The sequence below is a fragment of the Kitasatospora sp. NPDC001175 genome (assembly GCF_053598215.1).
In genome coordinates, this window is the sequence record NZ_JBSFJU010000012.1 from 89,865 (window position 1) to 112,488 (window position 22,624).

At 71.1% G+C, this 22,624-nt stretch carries 15 protein-coding genes and 1 pseudogene; 11 read left to right on the plus strand and 5 right to left on the minus strand.

Annotation, left to right across the window (positions count from 1 at the left end):
- The first annotated feature begins 5 nt into the window (after positions 1-5).
- Positions 6-1,601, plus strand: coding sequence for an MFS transporter (locus tag ACWDAK_RS11880; RefSeq protein ID WP_427394239.1), 1,596 nt, complete (start codon positions 6-8; stop codon positions 1,599-1,601).
- Between the two features lie 155 nt (positions 1,602-1,756).
- Here ACWDAK_RS11880 and ACWDAK_RS11885 read toward each other — a convergent pair.
- Positions 1,757-2,140 (minus strand): annotated as a pseudogene (locus ACWDAK_RS11885) (enoyl-[acyl-carrier-protein] reductase FabV); the annotation flags it as partial.
- A gap of 849 nt (positions 2,141-2,989) precedes the next feature.
- On the opposite strand from ACWDAK_RS11885, the gene ACWDAK_RS11890 reads away from it, so the two are divergent.
- The 9 genes from ACWDAK_RS11890 to lanKC all read left to right on the plus strand — a co-directional run bounded on the left by ACWDAK_RS11890 (position 2,990) and on the right by lanKC (position 13,073).
- Positions 2,990-3,937, plus strand: a complete 948-nt coding sequence (locus tag ACWDAK_RS11890) for an LLM class flavin-dependent oxidoreductase (protein WP_344637519.1) — start codon at positions 2,990-2,992, stop codon at positions 3,935-3,937.
- On the plus strand, positions 3,934-4,926 hold the full coding sequence (gene mpaB / locus ACWDAK_RS11895) for a daptide biosynthesis RiPP recognition protein (protein WP_427394240.1): 993 nt from the start codon (positions 3,934-3,936) through the stop codon (positions 4,924-4,926). Before ACWDAK_RS11890 ends, mpaB begins: the two co-directional genes overlap by 4 nt.
- A complete protein-coding gene (gene mpaM / locus ACWDAK_RS11900; protein WP_427394241.1) occupies positions 4,923-5,738 on the plus strand; it encodes a daptide-type RiPP biosynthesis methyltransferase in 816 nt (271 codons plus the stop codon). Before mpaB ends, mpaM begins: the two co-directional genes overlap by 4 nt.
- Entirely contained in the window at positions 5,735-7,006 is a 1,272-nt protein-coding gene (gene mpaD, locus ACWDAK_RS11905; RefSeq protein ID WP_344637516.1) for a daptide-type RiPP biosynthesis aminotransferase, read from the plus strand. Before mpaM ends, mpaD begins: the two co-directional genes overlap by 4 nt.
- A complete protein-coding gene (gene mpaC, locus ACWDAK_RS11910) occupies positions 7,003-8,187 on the plus strand; it encodes a daptide-type RiPP biosynthesis dehydogenase (RefSeq protein WP_344637515.1) in 1,185 nt (394 codons plus the stop codon). Before mpaD ends, mpaC begins: the two co-directional genes overlap by 4 nt.
- A gap of 104 nt (positions 8,188-8,291) precedes the next feature.
- The gene (locus ACWDAK_RS11915; RefSeq protein WP_344637514.1) at positions 8,292-8,459 is read left to right on the plus strand and encodes a daptide-type RiPP; all 168 of its coding nucleotides are present in this window, start codon (positions 8,292-8,294) and stop codon (positions 8,457-8,459) included.
- 94 nt (positions 8,460-8,553) lie between these two features.
- Positions 8,554-8,721, plus strand: coding sequence for a daptide-type RiPP (locus tag ACWDAK_RS11920; protein WP_344637514.1), 168 nt, complete (start codon positions 8,554-8,556; stop codon positions 8,719-8,721).
- Between the two features lie 109 nt (positions 8,722-8,830).
- Positions 8,831-10,495 (plus strand): daptide biosynthesis intramembrane metalloprotease, encoded by a 1,665-nt coding sequence (gene mpaP / locus ACWDAK_RS11925; RefSeq protein WP_427394242.1) that lies wholly within the window; start codon positions 8,831-8,833, stop codon positions 10,493-10,495.
- A 37-nt stretch (positions 10,496-10,532) separates the two neighbouring features.
- A complete protein-coding gene (gene lanKC, locus ACWDAK_RS11930) occupies positions 10,533-13,073 on the plus strand; it encodes a class III lanthionine synthetase LanKC (RefSeq protein ID WP_427394243.1) in 2,541 nt (846 codons plus the stop codon).
- Between the two features lie 30 nt (positions 13,074-13,103).
- Here lanKC and ACWDAK_RS11935 read toward each other — a convergent pair whose 3' ends face one another.
- The 4 genes from ACWDAK_RS11935 to ACWDAK_RS11950 form a co-directional block, all read right to left on the minus strand.
- Complete coding sequence (locus tag ACWDAK_RS11935) at positions 13,104-15,638, minus strand: SpoIIE family protein phosphatase (RefSeq protein ID WP_427394244.1); 2,535 nt, start codon at positions 15,636-15,638, stop codon at positions 13,104-13,106.
- Positions 15,639-15,827: 189 nt separating this feature from the next.
- The gene (locus ACWDAK_RS11940; protein ID WP_449806458.1) at positions 15,828-17,810 is read right to left on the minus strand and encodes a potassium transporter Kup; all 1,983 of its coding nucleotides are present in this window, start codon (positions 17,808-17,810) and stop codon (positions 15,828-15,830) included.
- Positions 17,811-18,463: 653 nt separating this feature from the next.
- A complete protein-coding gene (locus ACWDAK_RS11945; protein WP_344637509.1) occupies positions 18,464-20,410 on the minus strand; it encodes a potassium transporter Kup in 1,947 nt (648 codons plus the stop codon).
- Positions 20,411-21,029: 619 nt separating this feature from the next.
- Positions 21,030-21,848, minus strand: a complete 819-nt coding sequence (locus ACWDAK_RS11950; RefSeq protein ID WP_344637508.1) for an SDR family NAD(P)-dependent oxidoreductase — start codon at positions 21,846-21,848, stop codon at positions 21,030-21,032.
- A 576-nt stretch (positions 21,849-22,424) separates the two neighbouring features.
- Between ACWDAK_RS11950 and ACWDAK_RS11955 the strand changes: the two genes are divergently transcribed.
- Positions 22,425-22,604 carry a hypothetical protein gene (locus ACWDAK_RS11955; RefSeq protein ID WP_344637507.1) on the plus strand — a complete coding sequence of 60 codons (180 nt, stop codon included), beginning with the start codon at positions 22,425-22,427 and terminating at the stop codon, positions 22,602-22,604.
- Positions 22,605-22,624 lie beyond the last annotated feature (20 nt).

Consider the following 22,624-nt stretch of genomic DNA (forward strand, 5'->3'; position numbering starts at 1 on the left):
GGGGCATGACCACATCCCCCTCTTCCGAAGTCTCGGACCGCCCTGGTCCGGAGCGCACCCGCGGCACGGGCGGTGCCGAGGCCGCACCCTCCTCGGCATCGGCACCGCACCGAGGTGTGGACGGCGGTGAACGCGGCTACTGGGTCACGGTGGTGGCGGTCGCGTGTGCCGCCATGCTGCTGCCGTTCTCGGTGACCGGGGCCGCGGTGGCACTCCCGAGCATGGCGGCGCACCTGGGCGCCTCGGCGGACACGGCCCAGTGGATGCTGAACGCCTTCAACGTCACTTTCGCGGCCCTGCCGCTCGCGGCCGGCGGCCTCGCCGACCGGTTCGGCAGGCGCCGGGTGCTGCTGACCGGTATCGCGCTGGTCGGCGGCAGCTCCCTGCTGGTCGCGGTGGCGGCCTCGATGCCCGTGGTCGACGCGGCCAGGGCGGTCCAGGGGTGCGGGGCCGCGGCCGTCCTGGCCTCGGGAGCGGCGGTGCTCGCCCACGCCACCTCAGGACGGCGCAGGCAGCTGGCCTTCGGGATGCTCGGTACCTCCTTCGGTACGGGCCTGGCGATCGGACCGCTGGCGGCCGGTGCGCTGGTAGACGCGGCGGGCTGGCGGTCGGTGTTCCTGTTGGTCGCGGCGGTGTCCGTACCCGTGTGGCTGTGCGCGACCCGGGCTCCGGAGTCCCGTGACACCGACCAGCCCGCCTTCGACCTGGTGGGGCCGGTCTGCTTCACCGCCGGGCTCGCCGCGCTGTCCTCCGCGTTCGTGCGGGCCGGCGGTGCCGGCTGGACGGCGTGGAGCACCCTGCTGCTGCTCGGCACCGCCGTCGTGCTGATCGCACTGTTCGCGGTGGTGGAGCTCTGCCTGGCCGAGCGTGCGATGTTCGACGTCCGGCTGTTCCGCAGGCCGGAGTTCCTCGCCGTGGTCTGCCAGCCGTTCACGGTCACCCTCGGCTTCGTCGTGCTGCTGGTCTACCTCCCGGCCTACCTGCAAGGAGTGGGCGGCCGAAGCGTCCTGAGCAGCGGTCTGATTCTGCTTCCGATGACGACGCCGGTACTGCTGCTGCCGCTCGCCGCAGGCCACCTGGCCGCCCGCAGCTCCGTGCGGGCGGTGCTGACCGGCGCTTCCGCACTGATCGCGGTAGGCGCCCTGCTCCTGGTGACCGTGCGCAGCGACGGATCGTGGACGGCCCTGGCGCTGCCGCTGCTGCCCTTCGGTATCGGCGTGGGTCTGGCGTTCGGTGTGATGGACAACGCGGCCGTCAGCACCGTCCCGGTCCAGAGGGCCGGGGCCGCCGCAGGCATCTTCAACACGATGCGCATCACCGGGGAGTCCGTCGCGGTCTCCGGAGCCGCAGCCCTGCTCACCACGCTCGCCGCCGCCCGGCTGAACGACAGCGGCCTCTCCTCCGGCGAGGCGGCCCGGATCGCCGGGCAGGCCGTCCAGGGCCACGTCGCCGAGGCGCACCGGGCGGCCCTGGCCGCGGGCCTCACCAGCGCCGTCCACACCCTCGGCCTCGCACTCGCCGCCCTGTCCGCACTCGGCGCCGTCCTCACCCACCTCGCGCTGGCACCCACCACTTCGCGGCAGGAGAGGACGAGGGGCTGAGGCTCGGTCAAGCGCGAGCCCGGACAGGCGCCGGGCGCGGGTGGAACGCCCCCATGGCGCGGGACGCCCGGACTTGCGTGAGACCCGCATGCCAAGGGCGTCTCACACGAGTCCCGGCCCGTACGCATCGAGGGCGGCGGTGAACGCGCCGGTTCATCGGCGACCTGGTTCTTCATCGCGTCGGAGAACGCGTCGCCGTTGAGGAAGACCATGTCCCGCCCCGCGGCGCGGGCGAGGCCGGCGGTTGCCGCGGTGCGGTACCAGCCGGCCGTGGCGGTGCGCCGCGGGCCGGGTGCCTTCTCGAAGCAGACGCCGATGCCCCGGATGCCTGCGCGCTTGAGTCCGGCGAGGGTGGCAGCGAGGCCGTACCCGGCTGACGAGCCGATGACCACGGCGACCGGCCCCTCATCTCCGGGCTCTTCGTTGGGGGAGGGAATGTCCCGCCACATGCCGGCCACCAGCTCGTCGCAGCCCGCCGGGTGTGAATCGAGGAAGAGGAAGCCGCGGCTTCGGGGGGTGATGACGCGATCGTTCGCCAAGGGAGTCCTCCTACTGGCCCGGACGGGACGCGACGACCAAGCCGGCTGTCGCGTCCTGCAAGTCTTGTGTGTTGTGGACACGGGCAGTGATCTCATCGGGCACAACAATGCCGTGGCGGTTTTGGAGTGTTTCCATCACTCCGAGGAGCGCCGAGCTGTCCGGCTCCGGGCCGCGTCGGTCCGGGCGCTCATCCCGCGGCCTTGACGGCATGGTGCGTCGGCAGTTGTTGTCTTTGACGGTGCATCAACAGAATAAGAGGGCCGTGCCGATGTGGTGTTGATGGAGTGACGCACCGTCGGCGGAAACGGGATGCAGCTCCGACCGGTGTGACGGCCTGCCGATTGTGGCGCTCACCGTGGACCGTCATGGTTCGTCAACATCCGGGCCGGCGCCCTGATGTGGCGGATTCGAGGAGGAATTCAAGAGATCGCGCCAGGCTGGCAGGCCGCCGTTTCAGCATGATCGCTAGCCTGTGCTAACGTCTGACGCATTGTTATGCATGCATCTGTTCACGGGGGTATCTGATGCAGCTCGCACCAAAAGTAGGTTCTGCCGCAGCCTTCGAGCCGGCAGCTGTCAAGCGAAGCCGACAGCAGGCCATTTCCTTCCCGCTCTCCGCAGCTGTTTCTTCCGCCGAATCCGGCCGCTGACACCTGCTGAAGCGGTCGGCCGCAGAATCGGCCACCGACTGCCGTGTTCAGCGAACACCCGCTCCGGTCGGTGCCGGATCGGGTCGCATCTCGCCGCCCTGCGGTCCGCCATTCTCGGTTCCCTGTCGCCGGACCGGCAGACGATCCATTCTTGCCCGGAGTAATTGAGTGCCATCCTTCTCGATCCTTGTTCCATTTGTGCCGCGCCGACCGGAACAGCTGGCCACATATGCGGCGCTGGTGCACTGGACCCGGGCCGAACGCCTGTGGCAGGGGCAGTCGTTGGCGGTCGAGGCGCACCAGGGGTTCGCGCACGCGGCGGGGACGGGTTTCGGCGTGCCGACGGGGCTGGGCGTCAGCCTGATGCCGCTACGCCACCCCTATGAGGCGGCCATGCAGGCCCGCTCGCTGGCGCTCTCCACCGGGCACCCGGTGCTCGCGGGCTTCGGCCCCGGCGGGCGCTCGCTGCAGAGCGCCATGCGCGGCGAGCCCTACGCCAGTCCGCTGACCGCGGCCGAGGAGTACCTCACCATCGTCCGCGGCCTGCTGCGCGGGCAGTCGCTCGACTTCAGCGGCGAGTACTACCACTGCCAGGGCGCGCTGCTGCCCTCTCCGTCGCCGGAGGTGCAGGTCGGGCTCGGGGTGCTGCGACCGGGTATGGCGCGTCTCGCCGGCCGTCTCGCGGATGCCGCCATCACTTGGCTGACTCCCGCCTCCTATCTGCGCGAGACGGTGCTTCCCGCGCTGCGCGAAGGCGCCGAGGCGGCGGGACGGCCGCTTCCCAGGCTGGTCGCGATGGTGCCGATGGCGCTGCCGCTGCCCGACGTGGACGCCGAGGCCGTCGCGGTCGCCAGCAACGGATCGCACCTGCAGGCGCCGCACTACGCCGACATGCTGAAGCGCGCCGGAATCGACGTCAGCGGCAGCGACCCGCTGGTGAACGCGCGAGCCCTGATCGAGGGAGGCGCCTTCCTGGCGGGCGAGGTCGACGAACTCGTGGCGCAGATCGAGGAGTTCTGGAATTCCGGTGTGGACGAAGTGGTCATCAACCTGACCGGAGTCGCCAATATCCGCGGGCCGCAGGCGGCCATGCGTCAGGTCAAAACGATCGTCACTGCGCTGAGTGGCATGGAGGAAACGCGATGAGCGGCGAGAAGCGCGATCTGATGGCTTGGGCCACCGGCAGGCCGGGCCGGAGCCGGGCCATTGTCCTGGAGGACACCCGGCATGTCGGGACGGTGCAGGAAATGCTCGGCGCGGAGTCCGAGGGCCGCAGCCACCTGATCTTCGCTCCGGGCGAGGGGACGGAATCCGACGAGAACGTGGTCGGTTACGGCGGCTCCTTCGCCGAGTGCAACGCCGAAGCATCCCTGGGCGACGACTTCTATCTCCAGGTACAGAATTACAGCATCAGCCAGTACGTTTCGACGATGGGGCCGACACTGGTCCGCATCGCCGACGAAGCAGATTTCGAGGTCTGGCTGAGCGACGCCGACACCGCTCGCGAGAAGGGCGAATTCGCGGAGTTCCTGGCGGATCCCATGCTGCTGCTCGCGGATCTCCCGGGGCTGGGCGCGCCGCTGGACGGAGCCGGTCCGCGTCATCGGCTCTACGTCCGGGCCGACGGCGAGGTGACGGTCTCACCGTACGGTTCGGCGCTGGGCAGGGTGGGCGACGACCTGAAGGACCTGGAGGCCGCCTGGCGACAGGCGAACGCTGCCGGCGCGCACCCCTGCGCCGTCACACTCGCCACCGCGGTCCCCGAAGCCCTGCGCGCCGCGGCTCTGGAGAGCCGTCCGTGGCTCGCCGAGTACCTCCTGGCGGTGGACGCCCTGCGGGACCTGCGATCCCGCGGCGTCCTGCGGGCGCACGTCTCCGGCTTCGGCGGACGCCTGCGGCCGGAGAACCGCACCACCGAACAGGTTCAGACGCAGCACGTGCTGCTGTGGACCGACGAGTCCGCCTACCTCCATACCTCGGAGGGATCCCGGACGTTCGCCCTCAACCGTGCGGCGGGAGAACTCGCCGAGTTGATCCTCTGTCAGGGGTCCGTCGACGCGGCCGCTCAATACGCCGGTCGGCCAGCGGTCCTGAAGGTCCACGAGTTCTTCGAGCGGGCGGGAGTCGTCCTGTGAGTGCACAGCTGAGGGCCGCCGTTCCCGGCCAGGCCGGTGCGCTGCTGGCCGAACTCGGCGACAAGGCCGTGGTCCACGACCTGTACGACGAGGTGGGCGCACTGGTCTACCACGCGATCGCGGGCGACGACACCTTCGAGGTGCGCGAGCTGGTCGGTTCGCTGCGCTCGACCACCGGCCCCATCCTCGAGCTGGCCGCCGGCTCGGGTCGGCTGACGCTGCCACTGCTCACCCTGGGACGCGAGCTGGTCGCCCTCGAACTGGCGCCGGGCATGATCCGGCTGCTGGAGCAGCGCCTGCGGACCGTACCCGCCTCGCGCAGCGACCGCTGCACCGTCGTCGCGGGCGACATGAGCGACTTCGACCTGGGCCGAACGTTCGGTGCGATCGTGCTGGGCACGACCTCGATCTCGCTGCTGGACGCGGCCGGCCGGGCCGGCCTCTACCGGTGCGTGCGCCGCCACCTCGCGCCCGGGGGGAGGTTCCTGCTCACCGCGGTGGACGTGCCGGGCTTCGGCTGCTCCACCACCGAGCAGGTGCTGGACGTCGACTGCGCCGACGGCACCCGGTTGCGCATGCACGAGCACTGGACGGAAGGTGCCGACGTGCGCACGGTCACGATCTTTCCGCGTCCCCTCGAGACGGCGGAGCCGCCGATCACGGTGTGCACCACCCGGATCGGGGTCTTCCCGGCGACGCAGCTGGAAACCGAACTCGCTGCGGCCGGACTGCTGGTGACGACTCGCCAGGCCCTTCCGGCGACCGCCAGTCACCACCACGACGTGCTGCTGGTCGCGGAGGTGGCCGGATGAGCGCCCTGTGGCCCGCACTGCTCGCCCCGAGCCGGCACGGCCGTGACGATCTGTGTGCGGTATCGGCCCACGGCGTACGAGTGCGGTTCGCGGACGGCCGTGAACTGCTCTGCGGCTCCAGCGGGTTGTGGAACACCGCACTCGGGTACGGCAACGAGGCCATCGCCGACGCCATCGCCCGGGCTGTCCGCGACGCGTCGTACCTGAGCGTCTTCCGCTACGAGAACACCCATGCCCGCCGAGCCGCCGAGGCACTGGTCGACCTGTGCGGCAGCGACCACTTCAGCCGGGTGCTGTTCTCCACCTCCGGCGGCGCGGCCAACGACCTGGCGATGAAACTCGCCCGCCAGTCGCAGGCCCTGCGCGGCGAGGCGCAGCGCACCCTGGTGGTCGGCCTCCGTACGAGCTACCACGGCCTCACCTTCGGGGGCTTCGCGCTCTCCGGCAGTGACATGGGCCAGCGGACTTACGGGGTGGACCAGCGGCTGATCCGTCACATCAGCCCCAACGCGGTCGACGAGCTGAACGCTCTGTTCGCCCGCCAGGGCGGGCAGATCGCCGCCGTGGTCGTCGAACCGGTGCTGGGCAACGGTGCGGTGCCGCTCGACGAGGAGTTCCTCGCGGAGCTGCTGCGGCTGCGCGAGGAGCACGGCTTCCTGCTCGTCGCCGACGAGGTCGCCACCGGATTCGCCCGTACCGGCCCGTACTTCGCCTCCAGCCGGTGGCCCGTGCGGCCGGACCTCCTGATCCTGTCCAAGGGGCTGACCAACGGCACCTGCGCCGCTGCCGCGGTCCTGGTCGCCCACCAGGTGGATGCGGCCTTCACCGACGCCGACGCGGTGTTCGTCCACGCCGAGACCCAGGCCGGAACTCCGATGACCTGCGCGGCGATCGTGGCCACACTGGCGGAGATGCGGCGGCTGGACGCGGAGGCGCTCAGCCACCGCCTGTCCTCCCGTCTGGACGTCGAGTTGAAGTCCCTGAGCGACCGGCTGCCCTTCCTGACCACCACCGAGGGCGTCGGCTGCTTCCGCTACCTCGGCTTCGGTACCCCCGACGGCGGTCCTCTGACGGCGCAGCAGGTCGCAGACCTGGTGGCGGCCATCCGGGAGGCCGGTGCGATCGTCCACCCCGGCCCGCAGGGCGTTCAGCTCATCCCGGCGCTCACCTACACCGACGAGGACCTGGACGAACTGCTGGACTGCGTCGCCCGCGGCGCTGAGACGTTCTTCGCTGCCCTCGGCACATCGGCGGGAGGCGGCCGGTGACCGGCGGATGGCAGCAGCCCACCCGGGTGCTGTACAGCGCGGCGGAGTTCGCCTCGTGGGCGGCCGAGCAGGAGCCCGGGACCGCCACCACCCTGCTGGTGGACGCCCGGCTCACCGACAGCGCGATCACCTCGCTGGTGGCACGGGCGCTCGGGGTGCACGAGGTGATCCCGCTCGACGGGCCCGGCGAGGTGGACACCGTCGTCGACCTCGCCGACCGCCTGCGGCACGGCCCCGGCCGGCTGGTCGCCGCCGTCGGAGGTGGCAGCCTCCTGGACCAGGCGAAGCTGGCGACCGCACTGGCGGGTGACCGCGGTGTGCTGTCCCGGCTGACCGCCCCGCAGCGCAGCGGGCTGATCCTGCTGCCCCGGCACACCTCGCGACCGCTGTCGCTGCTGGCCGTTCCCACCACCCTCGGCACGGGCTCCGAGGTCAGCCAGGTCGCCTGTCTGCGCACCCCGCAGGGCAAGCGGCTGGTGGCGGGCCGTTCGCTGCTGCCGGAGCTGGCCGTGCTCGATCCGCTGGCCACCAGCACGCTGCCGGCCGAACTCGTGGTCGAGGGCGTGCTGGAGGCGCTGTTCCGGGTGGCCGGGGTCTACGCGGGCGATCTGCGGGACCGTCCGGTCGAGGACGCGCTCGCCCTGACGATCGCCGGCCAACTCCTGAACCTGGGCTACCGGGCGGCCGACGACGGCGGGGACGACCAGGTGCGCGGCGCGATCGCCCGGCTCAGTGCCCTCACCCAATGCGACTGGCTGCAGCTGGACCGCGAGCCCTTCGCCCTGCGGGGCTGGTACATCGCCAACGAGTTGTCCACCTCCCTCGGCGTCCGCAAGATGACGGCCGTCGCGGCCCTGCTCCCCTCGCTGTTCCGGCGCATCGCCGCCGGCGACCGGCGGCTCGGCTCGGCCGAACGGCTCGAACGTCTGTGGCGCGGGCTGCGTCCGGCCGCCCCCAGGCCGCTGCCCGCCGATCCGTCGGCCGGCATCGCAGCCCTGCTGGAGCACTGGGGCGTCGAGCGCCGTCTGACGGCGCATCCCGCCGACCTGGGCGCGATCGCACAGCGCACGGTCCGCGCCTGGGGAGCAGGACTGCCCGCCCTGGGCGAGCTGACGCTGGGCGACGTCCGGGCGGTGCTCGGCGACGCCGTAGCCACCACACCCGGACCCGAGGCGGGCTGAGCAGCCCGCAGCGGCGCCTGACCAACAGCTTCCGGTCCATGCCCGAGCGCGGACGCGGACCGGACCACTGACCGTTTCCGAGCACCGGAGAGGAGGAGAACACAATGCAGGAGAACATCAACAGCTCGCTGGAGCTGGAGCTGGGCATGCAGGACCTGGAGCTCGACATGCAGGAGCTCGAGGGCATGGACGCCCCGTTCAACGTCAACTGGAGCAACGCCGTGTGGAGCGTTGCGACCGTCAGCATCGGCAGCATCATCGTCGCGACCTGACGGCATGACACCGGGACCGCCGCGGGATGCCCGACGTCCCGCGGCGGGCCACGGAGTCCGACCGTTCCCGACCGTCGGAGAGGAGGAGAACAGAGTGCAGGAGAACATCAACAGCTCGCTGGAGCTGGAGCTGGGCATGCAGGACCTGGAGCTCGACATGCAGGAGCTCGAGGGCATGGACGCCCCGTTCAACGTCAACTGGAGCAACGCCGTGTGGAGCGTTGCGACCGTCAGCATCGGCAGCATCATCGTCGCGACCTGACGGCATGACACCCGGCGGTGCCGGGCCGCGGCGGAGCCCTCCCCGCGTCCCGGCACCCGCTCCCGTCCTCGGCCGCAGCCGGGTCCCGGAGCGACCTGAGGGAGAGACCTTGACCAGCGATACGGCCGTCGCCCCGCAGGAGGGGAACGGAACGGGCGGCGAGTACGTCAGCCGCCCCCGGCTTGCCGACGACGTGTTCGTCCATCCGCCGATCAGTGTGGACGCACCGTGGATCATCCAACGCGGCGAGCACTACCTGCGGGTGGGTGCCGACCTGGCGCGGCTGGCCCAGGCCGCCGACGGCACCCGGGGACACGAGGAACTGGCTGCCGTCCTCGGCGCTCGCTGGACCACCGCCGCGGTGGACACGGGTGTGCGCAAACTGGTTGCGGCGAAGGTGTTCCACGGCGGTGCCGACATGCATCGCAGCGCGCCCCGGCGCCTTCCCCGCCTGAAGGTCGTACCGCCGTTGACCGTGCAGCTGACCGTCGTCCACCCGCAGCGGCTGCTGTCCGGCGTCCTTCCCGCCATGGCCCTCCTGGGGCTGAAGCGGTGGGGCGTCATCGGCGCGCTCCTCGCCGCCGGCGGCCTGGCGGCGCTGGCGGGGCTCGGCCCCGAACTGTCCGGGCTCCTCGGACGACCACTGCCGCTGAGCGTGTACGCCGGCGTCATCGTCGCCATGCTCGTCGCCAGCGCACTGCACGAGCTGAGCCACGCGGCGGTCCTCGCCTACTACGGCGGACGGCCGAGCCGCATGGGCGTGATGCTGTTCTACCTCTCGCCCGCCTTCTTCTGCGACGTCTCCGACGGCTGGCGGCTGTCCCGCAACGAGCAGCGCGTCCGGGTCTCCCTGGCCGGCATCGCCACCCAGTGGGTCATCGCCGGCTCCGCGGCGCTGGCCGCGCTCGTTCCGCCGCCGGGCCGGTGGCAGGACGGCCTGCTGCTGTTCGCCACGGCCTGCTACCTCGGCGGAACGATCAACCTGCTGCCGGTGGTCCGGCTGGACGGCTACCTGGCCCTGATGAGCCACCTGGACATCCCGCACCTGCGCGACCGGGCGATGGCCGATGCCCGCCACCGGATCGCACGACTGCTCTACGGTGGCCGCTACCGACCGGAGCTGCCGCAGCTGCGGTGGGCCGTCGCTTTCGGCCTCGCCTGCATGGCCGCCCCCCTGTTCATCGTGATCCCAGCGCTGGGCAACTTCGCCTCGCTGCTCCAACGGATGGGCACCGCCGGAGCGATCCTGATGGTGTGCGCATCGGGCTACCTGATCTGGCTACTGATACGCGGCGTGGTGCGCACGGCCGTCGAAGCCCGCACGGCCGGCGCCACCCGGTGGCGGATCGCCCTGTCCGCCACCGCGGTCACAGCCGCCGTGGTCTGCGCCCTGCTGTTCGTCCGCATTCCCTGCACCGTGGCCGGCGGCTACACCGTACGTGACGGCGGGCAGGTGGAACTGCTCCTGCCGTCCTCGGTCGACCGTTCCGTCATCCACGCGGGAACGGCCGTACACCTCTACCGAGCCGGGTTGATGGGACGCACCACGACGGGCGAGGCCGTGATCGGGTCCGAGCGGAGCACGGCCACCACCGCGCCGCTCTCGGCATTCGCCCCCGTGACCAGCACCACCCTGTCGCTGCCCGCTGCTGCTTACCCGCTCATCACCACCCGGCCCCCTTCGGACCGGACCGGCAACGCCCAACTCGCGCTGGGGAAAAGCACCCTGGCCCACTGGCTGTACGACACCTATCTGGCTCCCTGCTGGCGCTGAGCCGCTCCGCCACCCGACCTGACCCTGGAAGCACACGGTGTTCCTCCACTACCTCCAGCACTGCCAACCGGACAGCCCGTACTTCGACCTCCCGTCAGAGGACCATGCGGCGGCCGACTATCCCGCTGTCCGCGAGCCGCTTCCCGATGGCTGGACCCGTGAACTCAACCCCCACTGGTCCTTCCACGTCCCCCACGGCTGCCGGCTTCCGCTGCAGGGCTGGAAGATCCACGTCTCGACGGTGCCGGACCGGGCCGAGCCGGTCCTGGCGATCGTGCGCGCCTTCTGCGAGGCCCGGCGGATCCCCTTCAAGTTCATCCGCAACCCGCACGTCCTCACGAACCGAAACAGCAAGTACGGCGACCGCAGCAGCAGCGGCAAGTTCATCACCGTCTACCCGCTCGACGAGCAGCAGTTCACGACCATCCTCACCGAGCTCGGCGAACTGCTCGACGGCGAGCCGGGGCCGTACATCCTCAGCGACCTGCGCTGGCGCAACGGCCCCCTGTACGTGCGCTACGGCGGTTTCGTACTGCGCTGCATCACCGACGCACGCGGCCGGCAGATCCCCTGCATCGAGGACCAGGACGGTCGCCTGGTGCCTGACAAGCGCGGCCCCGGCTTCCACCCGCCCGCCTGGGTGACCCTGCCGGAATGCCTCGACGAGGCCGTGGCCGCCCGCAGCGCCGGCACCACCCGCGCCCTGCCCTTCAAGGTGCGCAAGGCCCTGCACTTCTCCAACGGCGGCGGAGTCTACGAGGCGACGGAACTGGCGACCGGTCGCACCGTTCTCGTCAAGGAAGCCCGGCCGCTGGCCGGCCTGGACGGTCAGGGAACGGACGCGGTCACCCGCCTGGAGCAGGAGCGCTGGGCACTGCAGACGCTGGCCGGGATCCCGGCCGTTCCGGAGCTCATCGACTATCGCAAGGGCCACGAGCACTACTACCTCACGCGTGAACTCGTCGACGGGGTCGCGCTGAACCGCGGCGGCGGCATGGCCAATCCATGGGTGGAGGGCACGCTCGACGACCGAAGCGGCCACCGGTACACCGCCTGGGCGCTCGACGTCCTCGCGCAGACCGAGCAGACGATGGACGCCATGCACGACCGCGGCGTCGTCTTCGGTGACCTGCACCCCGGAAACGTTCTCGTCCGGCCCGACGGCACCGTCGCGTTCATCGACCTGGAGACCGCCACCCCGATAGCGGCCGCAGCACCCCAGGTCATCGGTGTCCCCGGGTTCCGCGCCCCGAACCACTACCGCGGTGCGGCGCTGGACCGCTACGCCCTGGGCTGCCTCCGGCTGGCCCTCTTCGCGCCGATGACCGCCCTGCTCGACCACTCACCGCAGAAGCTGGACCAGCTCCTCGCCCTGATCACCGCCCGCTTCCCGGTCCCTGACGACTTCGAGCAGCAGGTACGCCGTGACCTCGGCGCCGGACCGGACGCCGGACCGGCCACCGACCGGATCCGGCCGACGACTTCGCCGTCGGAACCCACGGCGGCGGACTGGCCCGCGCTGCGGGACGCCATCGCGGGCGGCATCCTGGCCAGTGCGACCCCCGACCGCACCGACCGCCTCTTCCCCGGTGACATCGAGCAGTTCACCACCCCGGGCGGTGGAGCAGCCTTCGCCCACGGCGCGGCCGGAGTGCTGTGGGCCCTGGCCGAGACCGGGGCCGACGTCCCCGACGCCCACATCCGCTGGCTGGAGGACGCCGTGCACGCCATGGCCGAACCCCGGCTCGGCTTCTACGACGGCCTCACCGGCATCGCCTTCGCCCTGCACCGGCTGGGCCGCACCGACCGGGCCCGCGAGATCCTGGACCGGGTGGTCGGCTCCGGCCCGGACGGCCTGGACCACAGCTTGTTCGCCGGCCGGGCCGGCATCGGACTCGCCCTGCTGCACTTCGCCGAGTGCACCGGCGAGAAGGAACTGCTCGTCCACGCCCGGGCACTCGGCGACCGGCTGACCAGTGCCACCGGGGCGGCCAAGCCCGGACTGCTGCACGGACGTTCGGGGGCCGCGCTCTTCCTGCTGCGTCTCGCCGAGGCGACCGGCGACCAATCGCTGCTGCCGGCTGCGGCCGAAGCGCTCCGGCAGGACTTCGCCGACCTCGGCCTCCCGGCGGCCGGACCCGACGAGCGGCCCGAAGCCCGATGGCGCATCCCGTACCTTCGCGCCGGCAGCGCGGGCCCGGCTCTGGTCGCCGCTCAGTTGCTGCCGCACCTGGCCGAGCCCGATCCTCACCTCAGCAGGGCACTGGAACGCAGCCACTCCGCGCTGACCAGGGAGTTCCACCCGCGGGTCGGCTTGTTCACCGGCCGGGCCGGCGCGGTGGTGGCCCTGCGGCAGCTGCACCGCGGCACCGCTGACGACACCGAGGCCATGCACCGCCACCTCGCCGCCTTCGACTGGCACGCCATCCGCACCGGGCAGCACACCGCCTTCCTCGGCGAGCACTCCCTGCGCCGTTCCACCGACCTCGGCACCGGAGCGGCCGGGGTGCTCCTCGCCCTGGACGCCGTGCTGGGCACCGGGGCCGCCAGCCTGCCGTTCCTGGCCGGCCGGGGGTGAGCCGGGCCGTCCGGCAGCCGGCCCGGGAGCTCATCCGGGCCGGTACTCGGTGAGCAGCAGGGCGATGTCGTCGGAGCGGAGCGGCGAACGCCGGGCCTTGCGCAGCAGGTGGTCGGCGAGTTCATCGAGGCTGCCGGCGCGGGCGTGGGCGAGTGAGGCCCGCAGGTGGTCGATGCCCAGACCGACGTCGCTGCCGCGCTCCTCGACGAGCCCGTCGGTGTAGAGGGCGAGGATCGATCCCGGCGGAAGGTCCACCCGGGTCTCGGGGTAGGTGCTGGCGACGTCGACGCCGAGGAGCGGGCCGCCTGCCAAGTCCAGCACGTCGGTGCCGCCGTCGGGGCGGCGCAGCAGCGGCGGGCAGTGCCCGGCGCGGACGGCGTGGGCACGGTCGGTGCTCGGGTCGATGCGGATGTAGCAGCAGCTGGCCAGCAGCCCGGGGTCCAGGTCGGTCAGCAGCCGGTTGGTCCCGGCCAGGACTGCGCCGGGGGAGTGGCCGGCCGTGGCGAAGGCCCTCACCGCGCTGCGCAGTTGGCCCATGGTGCCGGCGGCGGCCACGCTGTGGCCCTCGACGTCCCCGACGACCAGGGCGACCGCGTCCTCGGTGGGGATGACGTCGTACCAGTCGCCTCCGATGTCCATTCCGCTGGTGCCGGGCAGGTAGCGGCCGGCGGTGCGGATACCGGGCAGGTCGGGCAGCCGGTGCGGCAACAGCGCGGTCTGCAGGCCGTGGGCGAGGGCGGACTTCGCGTCGTAGAGGCGGGCGCGTTCGAGTGCCTGGGCGATCAGTCCGCCGAGCGCGGTCAGCAGGCTCCGGGCCTCGGGGGTGAAGCGGTGGATCTCGTCGAAGCCGAGGATGCAGGTGCCGACGGGACGGTTGGAGGCGATCAGCGGCAGGTACGCCCAGGCCCCGGCACGGTCCAGGGAAATCACCGGCGGGACTTCGGTGAGATCCTGCTGTGACTCGATGAACCTGGGCAGCCCGGAGCCCGGCGTCCGCGTCCCGGGTAGCGGGGCACCGAGCGGTCTGCCCTCCAGCCAGCGCAGGAAGTGCTCGTGGCGGCTGGTGTGGAAGAGCAGGCGGAGCCGGCCGTCGTCGATCACGTAGATGGCCAGGTGCTGCCCGCCGAAGGCCGGCAGGAGCTGGTCGGCGACCACATCGCACACCTCACCGGTGGTGACGGCCTCGGTCAGCGCGCTGCCCAGCTGCAGCACGTGGTAGATGGCGCCCAGCCGCGCCGGTACGGCCTGGGCCGCCGGGGGAGGGCCGAGCGCGGTGAACGCGGGTGGGGAGACGGACCGGGTCTCCCGCCCGGGCGCCACCGCGGGCCCGTCCGGGGCCGCCGACGGGTGGGGTGGCCCCGAGGATGCCACTCGGCCGGTCACGCCGTTCGCGTCCGGGTGGAGGGCGAAGGCGAGCCACCGGTCCGGCGGGCGGCAGGCCAGGAAGGCGGTGGGCAGCTGCGAGACCATCGCGGCCCGGTGCCGGTCCTCGAAGGCCGGATCGGACAGCCACGGCAGGACGTCCCACAGGCGGTGGCCGAGCAGCTCCCGGCCACTCACGCCGAGCAGTTGCTCCAGGCTGCGGTTGGCGTAGGTGATCCGCCCGTCCGGGTCGAGGGCGAACAGCCCGTCCCGCAGCCGTTCCACCGCGGTGACCGCCGCAGCGCCGGGCCCGGCGTCGAGTACGCCGCCGATCAGGTGGGCCCGCGCCTCCTCCCCTGGAGCCTCGGGCACCCGGCCCCAGAGCTCCACGGTGCGGTACCCGTCGCCGGCCCGGACGCGCAGCCGCCTGGCGAGGACCCGGCCGTGCGTGACGGCCGCGCGGGCGGCGGCCCGGAGCGAGGCCCGGTCGCCGGGGTGGAGCCGGGAGGCCAGTGTGTCGGCCCGCCCGTCGAAGGCGCCGGGCGTCAGCCCGAAGATCGCGCACAGCTCCTCGTCGGCGGCCAGGGCGCCGGTGTCCAGCCGCCAGTCGAACAGGCCGACCCGTACCGCCGGTGCGTACGGCGCCGGGATCTCGACCGGGACGGTCCTGGTGCCGCATTCGAGGGTGTCCCCGCGGGCCCGTAGCGCGGCGAGAGCGGTGCCGAGGCGGTTGGCGACGGCCCGCAGGTGGCGGAGCTGCGATTTGGCGAGCCCCGGGTGCCCGGGCGGTGCCGCCCACACCACCGCGAGCGCTCCCAGGCTCTCCGGCCCCGCCCGCACCGGTACCGACGCCGATCCGAAGGCGTACGGCAGGGCCACCGCGAACTGGGGGAAGCGGCGCACCGCCTCGTCGGCGTTGGCCAGGTGGACCGTCCGTCCCGACCGGTAGGCCACGGCCACCGGGATCGGGCTGTTCACCGGGATGAACCGCCAGCCGCCGATCAGGGAGGGCGGTGTACCGCAGGCGGCGGCCAGCACGATCGAACGGCCGTCCCGGGAGCGGAGGAAGACGCTCCCGGCGTGGGCGCCGGTCTCCCTGACCGCCCTGACGGCGGCCGCCACCAGCACGTCCTCGCGCTCCGCCGCCATCAGCTCGGCCACCGCGGTCTCGGCAGCCCGTCCGGGACGGCGAGCACTTCTCACGACATCCGGGCTCGTCGCCGTACCGTTCCCGACGTGCGGGCCTGCCCGCTCCGCCGGCTCGGGCCGACCCATGCTTCTTCCTGTACGTCCGGTTGCTGCCGGTGTCAAGGCGGGCCACGCCGGACCGGGTCCTCGACCACCGCACAATGCAGGTCAGGAACGGTCCTGACCTGCAACGTGCTCACCGCCTCACATCGAGACCTGGGCGCCCATGATGACGCAGCGGTCGCTGGGAAGCCCGAAGTACGTGACGGGGCTGCTCGTGTTGTTGGCGATGGTCAGGAAGAGCTTCTTGCGCCAGCGCCGCATGCCCGGCTCGTCGGTCCTGATGATCGTCATCCGCGACAGGAAGTAGGACACCTCGTCGACCTGCAGCCCGTGGATCTGGCCCGCATCCGGGAGCTGTGAGGCGAGCCGCAGGACCTGCGGGATGTTCGGCTCGTCCATGAAGCCGAAGCGCGCGGTGAGGTGCGTGATGCCGTCGTCGCTATGGCCGAGGTCGTCGAAGACGCATCGCTCCGCCTCGGGGACGTGCGGCACCCGTTCCACTACGGCCGACAGGATGACCACGTTCTTGTGCAGGGTGTGGTTGTGCTCGACGTTGGCGCGCAGTGCCAGCGGAGTGGTCTCGGCGTTGGCGTTGAGGAACACCGCGGTGCCGTCGACCCGGTGCACGGGCGGGTCCATCGCGTCGACCTCGTCGACGAACGCGCGCAGCGGGCCCTCCAGCGCCGTCCGGTTCGGGGTGACGATCTGCCGTCCCCGCTGCCAGGTGATGAGGATCGTGAAGACCGAGAACGCGACCAGCAGCGGCAACCAGCCGCCGTGCGTGACCTTGGTGAGGTTCGCCGCGAAGAACGCGATCTCGCTGGTCAGGAAGACGACGGCGCCGAGCACGATCATCCAGACCGGCTTGCCCATCATGATGCGGGCAACGGCCAGGAAGAGCACGGTGTTGAGCACGAAGGTGGCGGTGACCGCCACGCCGTACGCGGAGGCGAGCGCGGCGGATGAGCCGAAGCCCAGCACCAGGGCCACGACCGCGCCGAACAGACCCCAGTTGATCATCGGTGCGTAGACCTGGCCGACCTCGTGCTCCGAGGTGTGCCGGATCGTCAGGTGGGGGAGGACACCGAGCTGCACCGCCTGGCGGGTGACGCTGAACGCACCAGAGATGACCGCCTGCGAGGCGATGACGGTGGCCACGGTCGCCAGGATCACCATCGGGAACTGCGCCCAGCCGGGCATCAGGAGGAAGAACGGGTTCGCGATCGCCGACGGCGAGCGCAGGATGAGCGAGCCCTGGCCGAGGTAGTTGAGCGTCAGGGCCGGGAAGACCAGGAAGAACCAGGCACGGTGGATCGGCGCTCGGCCGAAGTGCCCCATGTCTGCGTAGAGCGCCTCGGCACCGGTCACGGCCAGCACGACCGAGGCCAGCGCGACGAACGCGATCATCCCGTGGTCCACGATGAACTGCAGGCCGTACACCGGCGACAGCGCCTTGAAGATCGCGGGGTGGCTCGCCACCTCGAACGCGCCGGCTGCGCCGATGATGACGAACCAGACCGTCATGATTGGGCCGAACAGGTTGCCGACCAGATTGGTGCCGTAGCGCTGGATCGCGAAGAGCAGCACCAGCACCGCGATCGTCACCGGGACCACGAAGTCGCTCAGACCTGGTGCCGAGACCTTCAGTCCCTCGACCGCCGACAGCACCGAGATCGCTGGCGTGATCATTCCGTCGCCGTAGAACAGCGACGCCCCGAAGATCCCGAGCGCCACCAGGATCACCTTGGTGCGCACCGACTTGAAGGACAGCTTCTGGACGAGGGCAGTCAGCGCCATGATGCCGCCCTCGCCGCCGTTGTCGGCGCGCAGGATGAACGTGACGTACTTGACCGACACGATCAGTGTGATCGCCCAGAACACCAGCGAGATGACCCCGTACACCTGGTCCGGAGTCGTCCCGACCGCGCCGTTGTCGGCGGTGAAGACGGTCTGGATCGCGTAGAGCGGGCTGGTGCCGATGTCACCGAAGACGACACCCAGCGCACCGAGAGTCAGGGCTGCCGTACCGGGGCGGATGCGGCGGGGTCTGTTGCCGTCGGGCGCGCCGCCGGGTTCGGGGGAGGCAGGACTGTCAGGCGCGCTCTTAGCGGGTTCTATACGCATAATGAGCGACGATGATACGCATGGCGCGATCGGGCGACGGAGCCCTGGCGCCCCCCGGAACACAGCAGGAGCCGTTGTTTCGGGACGGCTGTCGGACCTGGCGGAGATGCACATCGACGCAGGTCAGCTGCTACGGTCCAGTCGTCCCTTAGTGGTTGTGCCTTCTGGACGACGTCGGGACGCCAACAGGACAAGGCCCAGCGGAAGCCGGCTGGCCCGTCATCCGTTAACGCTTCTCTAACACTCCTTTTTACGATTCTTTGACGGGTGGCGATCCATGCGTCGCGGAGGGCACGCTCGTCGGTCTCCGAACGGTAGCCGGTGGACGACTCTCGGTGCTCGGCGGAATCACCTCTTATCCGCACCAGGGACGAGGGGAGCCCATGGGGAACGTCGATGCGCGTGGTCGGCTCGAGGACAGGATCACCAATGGTCGTCTCGCATTCAGGCACCACACCCTGAACCGGTATCAAACCCCTGAACGGGTGGAGTCCCCACACCGCTTCCTGGACGCAACCGCAACCGCAACCGCAACCGCAATCGTCGACCAGGTACTGCGACATCCCGGCCTCCAGCGACGTGCCGCGCACCAGGACACCGACCCGCGCCGCGTATTTGGCGAAGTGGATCGCGGCCTGGCCAGGGAGGCGCGCCTACACCTCGATGTGCGAGCCCATGATGACCGTGCCGTCGCGGGGGAGACCGAAGTACTCGGCGGCGTCGGCGGTGATGTACGAGGTGGCGATGAACAACCGCTTGCGCCAGGGCGCCATCGTCGGCGCCGTCCCGCGCCTGAGCTCGATCTTCGACAGGAAGTAGGAAGCGTGCTCCAGCTGTAGCCGCCCTTCGGTTTCGGCTGGCTCCAGCAGCGCCAGCGCGCCGGGCACGTCCGGTGTCTCCATGTAGCCGAACCGGGCGGCGACGTGGATGATCCCGTCCTCGGCATAGCCGAGGTCGTCGACGACGATCCGCTGGTCGGCCGGGACACGGGGCACGGGCTCGGTCTCGATGGACAGAATCACGACCTGGTCGTGCCGGACGTGGTTGTGCTCGACGTTGGCCCGCATGGCCAGTGGCGCGGTCTGCTTGCCCCGGTTGAGGAAGACGGCCGTGCCGGACACCCGGAGTGCCGGCATCTCGCCGGTGTGCAGCTGGTCGACGAACTCGCGCAGCGGGCCTTCGTGTCGTGCTCGCTCCGCGGTGACGACCTTGCGGCCGCGTTGCCAGGTCGTCATGACGGTGAACGCGGTGAGGCCGATCAGCAGGGGCAGCCATGCGCCGTGGAGAAGCTTGGTCGCGTTGGCCGCCACGAACAGCAGGTCCACGGTGAGCAGCACGGTCGCGCCGACGGTGACCAGCCACACCGGCGTGCCCCACCTCGCGCGGGCGACGTAGAAGAACAGCAGGGTGGTGATGGTGATGGTTCCGGTGACCGCCATGCCGAACGCGAAGGCCAGCGCCGTGGAGCTGCGGAACGCGAAGACCAGGGTGAGGACCGAGACCATCAGCAGCCAGTTGATCCAGGGCACGTAGATCTGACCCATGGTGGACTCGGAGGTGTACGCGATCCGCAGCCTCGGCAGGTAGCCGAGCTGAGCGGCCTGGGAGGCGACCGAGTACGCGCCGGTGATCACCGCCTGGGAGGCGATCACCGTCGCCGCCGTGGCGAGCACGACCATCGGCAGCCGTCCCCACGCGGGAGCGAGCAGGAAGAACGGGCTGCTGATGTGCTTCGGATCGGCGAGGATCAGCGCGCCCTGGCCGAGGTAGCTCAGTACGCACGCGGGGAAGACGAGGATCAGCCAGGCGCGGGTGATCGACCGGCGGCCGAAGTGCCCCATGTCGGCGTAGAGCGCCTCGGCGCCGGTGACCGCGAGCACGACCGCGGCCAGGGCGAAGAACGCGGTGCCGAGGTGGCCGACCAGAAACCCCAGGGCATAGCTCGGTGACAGCGCTCTGAGGATCTCCGGGTGGTCGGCGATGCCTGCCACACCGCACGCGCCGATGGCCGCGAACCACGCGATCATCACCGGCCCGAACACCCGGCCCACGGCTGCCGTCCCCCTGCGCTGTACCAGGAACAGCACCACGATGATCGCCGCGGTGCCCGGCACCACGGCGCTCTCCAGCGACGGCTCGACGACCTTGAGCCCCTCGACTGCGGACAGTACCGAGATCGCCGGGGTGATCATGCTGTCGCCGAAGAAGAGCGACGCCCCGAAGATTCCCAGCGCGGCCAGCGCGGCGGTGGTCCGGCGGCCGCGCCGTGAGTCCGACCGCCGCAGCAGGGTGATCAGTGCCATGATGCCGCCCTCGCCGTCGTTGTCGGCGCGCATCGCCAGCAGCACGTAGGTGACCAGGACGATGATCACCACCGACCAGAACACGAGCGACACGACCCCGTACACGTTCTGTGTGGTGACCGGGACGGGGTGCGGGTCGCTCGGGTTGAACACGGTCTGCAGGGTGTAGATGGGGCTGGTCCCGATGTCACCGAAGACCACGCCGAGAGCACCGATGACCAGTGCGACGCGCGCCGTGTCGTGTTCGCTCGAATGGCGAGCCTCCGGCGGCCGCGGTGTGGAACCGCTATCGGCCATGGTGGTGGTCCTCCTCCGGGCGAGCTGCTCCGCTTCAGAACTGGTTCCTTGCGGCGGACGATACCGATCACATGGCGCAACCGTCGGCAGGCGTGCACAGCTTCATCCCGATCGGTGTCCGTTGCCTGGCTCATGATCAGCGAGCGTCCGGCGGAGGTTCCTCGCGCAGGCATCGGGACGGCCCGGACGCGGCGGGCGCCCGCTCGGGTCGAGCGGGCGCCCGGAACCTGTTCGGGTCCACCCGGCCGCTGCGCCACTCGCGACCGGTGCGCGGGTGGACGCCCACGAGCCGGGACGCCTCTTTGCTGCTATTGCACTGCACGAGCCGGAAGTGTTCCTCCCGCTCGGCACGGAGCTTCCCGGGCCCCTGCGGCTTCCGGTCCCGGCGGATCTCGAAGTCCATCGCATCCCCTGAACCGGGATGTTGCGACGAACGCTCGAACCCAAGCGCGGGGTTCCCGGGGCTTAGGTGGTGGTGAACCCGGCGCCGGTGGCACGCGGCGCCGGGTGGCTCGGGACGGTTACTGGCCGGACTTGCGGCCGTGGTTCGCCTTCTTCTTGCGGCGGGCTTTCTTCTTCCGGGCGCGCTTGGACATGGCTCTCCTGATCTTCGGGGGATTCAGGCCCTGGTGGCGGTCAGCTGGTCGGCGAGCTTGGCGAGGCGTCGCTGTGAGCGCTCCTCGTGGACGGCGACGGCGGTGGGCGCGATGTCGCCGCCGTCGTAGTACTCACCGTTGCTGAGCGGAACCGTGGGCAGGCAGAGGCGGACGACCGCGGCCGCTCCCTCGGCCGGCGGCGCGCCGACGCGCCCGTACAGCGGGAGCAGAGCGGTGTCGCACAGGCCGGGGTTGACGCTGACGGCGGTGATGCCGGAAGCCTCGGGAGCCATGTAGCGGGTGGCCATGCTCAGCGCCAGCTGGGACTGGGCGTAGGCGGCGACCCGGGAGTACTTCTTGACCCGGTTGGGGTCGGTCCAGTTCATCGAGGCGGTGCGGTGCAGGGAGGAGGAGACGTTGATGACCCGGGCGCCGCCGGCGGCCGCGAGCGGGCTCTGCAGCAGCTTGGCGAGCAGGTGGGCGGCGAGGAAGTTGACCTGGAAGGAGACCTCCACTCCGTCATCGGTCAGGGTGCACCGCTCGGGGGCCATGATCGCGGCGTTGTTGATCAGGAGGTGCAGTGCGGGGAAGGTGCCGGTGATGGTGTCCGCGAGGTTCGCCACTGAGGCGAGTCGGGTGAAGTCGGCTGCGACCATGTGGAGTTGGCTGCGGGACGCGCCCCGTGCCACCAGCCGTTCGAGGGCGCGCTCGCCCTCGTCCGCGGTGCGGGCGTGGACGATGACGGTGGCCCCTTGATCGGCGAGCAGCCGGGCGGCCTCCCACCCGATGCCGGAGGAGGCTCCGGTGACGAGGGCGGTGCGGCCGGAGAGGAATGCGGACATGTTCCATCCATGGGTGTGCGGGCACGCCCGGGGTGTCGGAGGCGCACGAGCGCGCGCAAGGCCGGGTGCCGGAGGTGCGGGAGGTGAAATCGGAAGGCCCGGACGGCTTTTGACCCCAGTGGCCGGGCGGCGGGAAGCGCAGACGCCGCTGCCGTCGTCCGTCTGCGCTGAGCGCTCGGTGTGCCGCTGCGGGGAGGCCGCGGCGCTACCGGAGGGCGCTGGTGGCCGTGGCGGCAGCGCGCGTCCGCGGATGCGGCGGACGGTCGTGGTGGCGTGCCGGACGGTTCATGTCGTTCATTCAAATCCAAAGGCAGCGGAGGGACAAGGGAGAGGCGCCCGCTCTGATGATTCCTTGATGCGCCGGTCAGAAGAGGAACTGAACGACCAGCAGGTCGATCAGCTTGATGCCGATGAACGGCAGGATCAGTCGACCACGTTCGAGCCCAGCTGATCGACCTGCTCCAGCTGCGCGGCTGCCGCTTCGAGTACGGCCCGTTCCTCGGCCACCCGCCGCGCCTGGAACACGACGGCTCGATCGCCGTCGGATGCAGGGCCGGGGCCACCGATGTCCTCGGGATGCCCGCCGAGGAGGTGGAGCTGCGGCTGTTCGACAACGGCAGATACATCGGGCGCTTCATGCTCGACCCCGTGCCGGGGAGCATGCCCGGTCGGCAGGTGCTGCTCGTCGCGGTGACCCTGGCCGACCAGGCCGGTGCGGCGCTGGACTCCGTATCCCGGCCCACGGCGGCGGCCTGAATCCCGTGCCGCGTTCGGGG

What these genes read in the sequence shown, in the direction of transcription:
- mpaB (WP_427394240.1), top strand. Translation starts at nt 3,934, where the DNA reads ATGAGCGGCGAGAAGCGCGATCTGATGGCTTGGGCCACCGGCAGGCCG.
- ACWDAK_RS11940 (WP_449806458.1), bottom strand. Translation starts at nt 17,810, where the DNA reads ATGCGTATAGAACCCGCTAAGAGCGCGCCTGACAGTCCTGCCTCCCCC.
- ACWDAK_RS11955 (WP_344637507.1), top strand. Translation starts at nt 22,425, where the DNA reads ATGCCCGCCGAGGAGGTGGAGCTGCGGCTGTTCGACAACGGCAGATAC.
- ACWDAK_RS11950 (WP_344637508.1), bottom strand. Translation starts at nt 21,848, where the DNA reads ATGTCCGCATTCCTCTCCGGCCGCACCGCCCTCGTCACCGGAGCCTCC.
- ACWDAK_RS11880 (WP_427394239.1), top strand. Translation starts at nt 6, where the DNA reads ATGACCACATCCCCCTCTTCCGAAGTCTCGGACCGCCCTGGTCCGGAG.
- ACWDAK_RS11915 (WP_344637514.1), top strand. Translation starts at nt 8,292, where the DNA reads ATGCAGGAGAACATCAACAGCTCGCTGGAGCTGGAGCTGGGCATGCAG.
- ACWDAK_RS11945 (WP_344637509.1), bottom strand. Translation starts at nt 20,410, where the DNA reads ATGGCCGATAGCGGTTCCACACCGCGGCCGCCGGAGGCTCGCCATTCG.
- mpaD (WP_344637516.1), top strand. Translation starts at nt 5,735, where the DNA reads ATGAGCGCCCTGTGGCCCGCACTGCTCGCCCCGAGCCGGCACGGCCGT.